The sequence below is a fragment of the Persicitalea sp. genome (genome assembly GCF_041751555.1).
In the GTDB taxonomy this organism is placed as follows: Bacteria; Bacteroidota; Bacteroidia; order Cytophagales; family Spirosomataceae; genus Persicitalea.
Genome location: NZ_JBGSXF010000669.1, coordinates 1 through 3,682, shown reverse-complemented (window position 1 = coordinate 3,682; position 3,682 = coordinate 1). Strand labels below are relative to the sequence as shown.

At 47.9% G+C, this 3,682-nt stretch carries 7 protein-coding genes; 6 read left to right on the top strand and 1 reads right to left on the bottom strand.

Annotated elements, in window-relative coordinates; all coding sequences use genetic code 11:
• Positions 1-38: 38 nt before the first annotated feature.
• From ACEW8P_RS23615 to ACEW8P_RS23595, 5 genes are all read left to right on the top strand, one after another.
• The gene (locus tag ACEW8P_RS23615; protein ID WP_373515523.1) at positions 39-266 is read left to right on the top strand and encodes a DUF2442 domain-containing protein; all 228 of its coding nucleotides are present in this window, start codon (positions 39-41) and stop codon (positions 264-266) included.
• A gap of 122 nt (positions 267-388) precedes the next feature.
• On the top strand, positions 389-664 hold the full coding sequence (locus ACEW8P_RS23610; protein WP_373515522.1) for a hypothetical protein: 276 nt from the start codon (positions 389-391) through the stop codon (positions 662-664).
• Between the two features lie 5 nt (positions 665-669).
• Positions 670-966: a PIN domain-containing protein gene (locus ACEW8P_RS23605; protein WP_373515521.1), complete on the top strand. Its 297-nt coding sequence runs from the start codon at positions 670-672 to the stop codon at positions 964-966.
• 196 nt (positions 967-1,162) lie between these two features.
• Positions 1,163-1,477 carry a hypothetical protein gene (locus tag ACEW8P_RS23600; protein WP_373515520.1) on the top strand — a complete coding sequence of 105 codons (315 nt, stop codon included), beginning with the start codon at positions 1,163-1,165 and terminating at the stop codon, positions 1,475-1,477.
• Positions 1,478-1,528: 51 nt separating this feature from the next.
• Positions 1,529-2,164, top strand: a complete 636-nt coding sequence (locus ACEW8P_RS23595) for a DUF1801 domain-containing protein (protein ID WP_373515519.1) — start codon at positions 1,529-1,531, stop codon at positions 2,162-2,164.
• 68 nt (positions 2,165-2,232) lie between these two features.
• Here the strand turns inward: ACEW8P_RS23595 and ACEW8P_RS23590 are convergent, their stop codons facing one another.
• Positions 2,233-2,880, bottom strand: coding sequence for a hypothetical protein (locus tag ACEW8P_RS23590; RefSeq protein WP_373515518.1), 648 nt, complete (start codon positions 2,878-2,880; stop codon positions 2,233-2,235).
• Between the two features lie 160 nt (positions 2,881-3,040).
• Here ACEW8P_RS23590 and ACEW8P_RS23585 point away from each other — a divergent pair.
• A partial coding sequence (locus ACEW8P_RS23585) for a hypothetical protein (protein ID WP_373515517.1) occupies positions 3,041-3,682 on the top strand: 642 nt, incomplete at its 3' end.

Genomic DNA, 3,682 nt, shown 5'->3' with positions numbered 1-3,682 from the left:
TAACTGAGTTTAAATTGATACTGGAATTATGACAATATTTGAACGTAAATAAGTCGCACAACGCTGTTGAGCTTTCCTTCACGGAAAATAAGATGACTGTTTTTCTGAATGAAGGCAGGGAATTAAGCGTGCTGTTGGAGTGGTTTCCTAATTTAAGAGATGCCAGAAAGGAGCAGCTCAACAACTGGCGTTTCATCGGGAACGGCGAGGGAATCCATTGGCCCAAACTCGATGAGGATATTTTGGTGGAGCGGTTGCTGTATTGATAAGTCATGTCCACCCGCCAACCCCGATCTGCGATTGGGCGTTGCATCACCTCGCGTTTGCAGCGCGGTCCGAGAAGTAATCAAAGCCCAGACGGGTTCAACTACATTTGTCAAAAACAACTATGAACGCTTTACGCCACTTCGTCACTTCCAGCGACGGTACTATCCAAATCAAAGTGCCAGCCGAGTACACCAAACGCCGTTTGGAGATTATCATTTTGCCCGCCGATGAAGCTTCTCGTACTTCTTACGAAGAAGAACCAATCGTCAGATCGGCGGAAAAGTTGCAGGAAGCGCATCGCATTATCGATGCCGGAGGCGGGATTGAAAACCCGGAAGAATTCTTGGCTGAGTTCGAGCGTAGTCGTCAGGATCGTTCTTTGCCATTTCGTGATTGATTAGTATGCGCATCATCGATAGCAATCTTATTATCTACTCGGCTCTGCCTGAATTCGAATATCTGCGGCCTTTATTGAAAGATACGGACAGCCGGGCTTCTGCCTTTTCTAAACTTGAAGTGCTAGGCTTTCATAGTCTGGACGAGAAAAGCAAGAGGTACTTCGAGAGCGCATTTTATAGCCTGCCACTTTTACGCATCACAGATACGATACTATCGGTTGCCATCGAGCTTCGCCAGCAGCGGAAAATGTCTGCGGGGGATGCAATTATTGCATCTACGGCCTTGGAATATGATTTTTAACTTCACACCCGCAACGTATCAGACTTTGAATGGATTTTCGGTTTGAGAATCGTGAATCCTGTTCCCTGACTTTATGCTAATTCGCCAGGCTCTTGCAATTTTTTTATCTATGAAAGCTACTACCAGCCAGACACTTGGAAACCAAATTCCAAAACCTTAACTTTCTGGCAGACTAACATACAACGTACTGACCTGTATGAAAATGCTACCCTTATTGCTGCTTGTAGTTGCGGGTACTGCCAGTCAGGCGCAGGGAATAGAGCAGATTCGCGAAGCAGAACCTGCTGTTCGGGTCAAGTTGGGCCTATACACGCATATTGGCTTATCGGGCAAGCCGAAAGAAATGATGAGCGGAGCGTTCATGTTCATGGCCGCGATTCCCATTGAGTTCAGAAACCGATGGTATTGGAATGAAAACAGCAGAAGGTCGTTTGGCTATATTTCTGCGGGGATCGAGACTTGTCCGTTAGCATTCCGCAGTGTATCCGCCGCTAGTCCGCGTTCAAAATAGAAACTGGCTGCTTATTTTCTGGCCAGCTTCAGGTACCAAACTATTGCACCCATGAACCCCAAACTCAATTCCTACTTTAGTAAGGCCAGACAGTGGCAAGAGGAATTAACGCAACTGAGAAGGATCATTCTCGACTGCGGACTGACCGAAGAATTGAAATGGGGGAACCCGTGCTATACCTTTCAGGACGGTAACGTGATTCTGCTGGGTAGTTTCAAAGAATACTGTGTAATCAGTTTTTTGAAGGGCGCTCTATTGAACGATGCCGATGGTATTTTACAAAAACCCGGAGAGAATACGCAATCCGCACGGGTAGTTAGGTTTACCGATGTCAGCGAAATAACGGCGATCGAAGCCGACTTGAAAGCGTACATTTTTGAAGCCATCGAGGTAGAGAAAGCTGGCTTGAAAGTTGATTTCAAGACAAATGACGAACTTGAGTTTCCTGAGGAGTTTCAAACTATTTTGGATAAAAACTCCGCTCTGAAAACGGCTTTTGCGGCACTGACGCCGGGACGACAACGAGCGTATAACATGTATTTTTCCTCCGCCAAGCAATCCAAGACCCGCACATCGCGCGTTGAAAAGTACACGCAGCAAATTCTCGATGGAAAGGGAATAAGCGACTGTACGTGTGGATTTTCCAAAAAACTGCCCTACTGCGACGGTTCGCACAAGTACATCTGATGAAAAACCGCATCAGCCGCTCAGCCCTGGTTTTCCTGAATGATTGGCTCTGGCAGTAGTCTTCCCCGCTATTCCTGATTCTCGATCAGAATCGCCTCGTACAGGGCGGCAAACGAGGCTTTGATCCAGATCACGGCCGGAATTGTGCCAACGATAAGACAGAGTAGCCCTAAAAAGAAGATAAAGATGGAGGTGATGCCAAGGCCGAAAATTTTCCAGCCGTGGCCGCTCGTCATTTTCCAACTGGTTTCGACGGCCGCGATGGGTTCCAGTCCTTTGTCCATGACCAGGTACGACACAAAAGCCAGGCGACACGCTACGATGATACCGGGGATGATGAGGGCGACCAAAGCGATTCCTATCAGCGCCGACATGATCAAGTGCGCCAGTACGACATTGAGGTAGTTTTTGAAACCTGCCAGCAGGTCTTTGAAGTCCAATTCTTGATTACGGATAGCTTGGAGAAACATCAGGTCGGCGCTGTACTCGAAGACCGGCAGCAGCAGCAACCAATATGCCGCACCTATGATTTGTATGAGGGCTTTGAACTCGCCCGGTTCTTTGAGACTATCCCTGATAATATCTACAGGGGCATCGACTACGGCAATAACCAGTACTACCAGCAAAAGGGGCAGGAAATACTGCTTCATCTTGTTCCAGCCATACGACAGGCTGCTGTTTACGGTGGGGGGAATCAATAGGGTTGTGTTTTCCATGTCTTTAATATTTTGGTGATTTTTATAATGTTCCAAAACTAGGATAAACCTCTGTCTCCCAATAGCTACTTTGGTAGTGATTTTTAAAAACACTACCAAAGTAGGGGGCTCAAAACGCACTGAATGGGTACTTTTGGGGAGAGTGAAATCTAGTTTAGATATGTCAAGCCCCTTAGTTAGTTGGATTTGTTTTGTGTTTTGCCTGGGCCTCACAGCGGGCGGGGTGCTGGTTCTGTTTCGGCGCAAAGAGTACGGACAGCATCTGCCGATGCGGTATCTTCGGTACTACCTGATCCTGATCTACACCTTTGGCTTTTATGCTTTGTGGAGTAGGCTACTGCTGCGAGAACTGTACTTTCCGATCATCCCGCCCGGTAGCCGGGTACTTCTGGCGCGTTTCCTAACGCTTATCAGTGTACCGTTTTTACTGGCCGGAAAAGCGATGCTGGTAATGTGGGCCATTCACGTTCTCAGGCCCGCCCGCCGCCAACTTATTGCTTCGGGGCTGATAGTAGTGAGCGGGGCGGTACTTCTGGGACTATGGGGCAGGGAACTTCTCTGGACCGTCAATCAGATCTACGCTGCCTTCGTGTTAGTGCTCATGTTGGCTATGGGTACCTTACTAATATTGGGAGAATCAAAGTACCTCGATCGCAAACCCCAACTACTTCTTGCCGGACTGGTTGTGGGCATTGGGGCCATTCACTTGCCTATGCTGGCGGGTACTACGCCGGCATCTCCCTTTGAAGTAATCTTTATTTTTCTGTATTTCCTGAGCCACACCAGCTTTGCCACCGTCTTT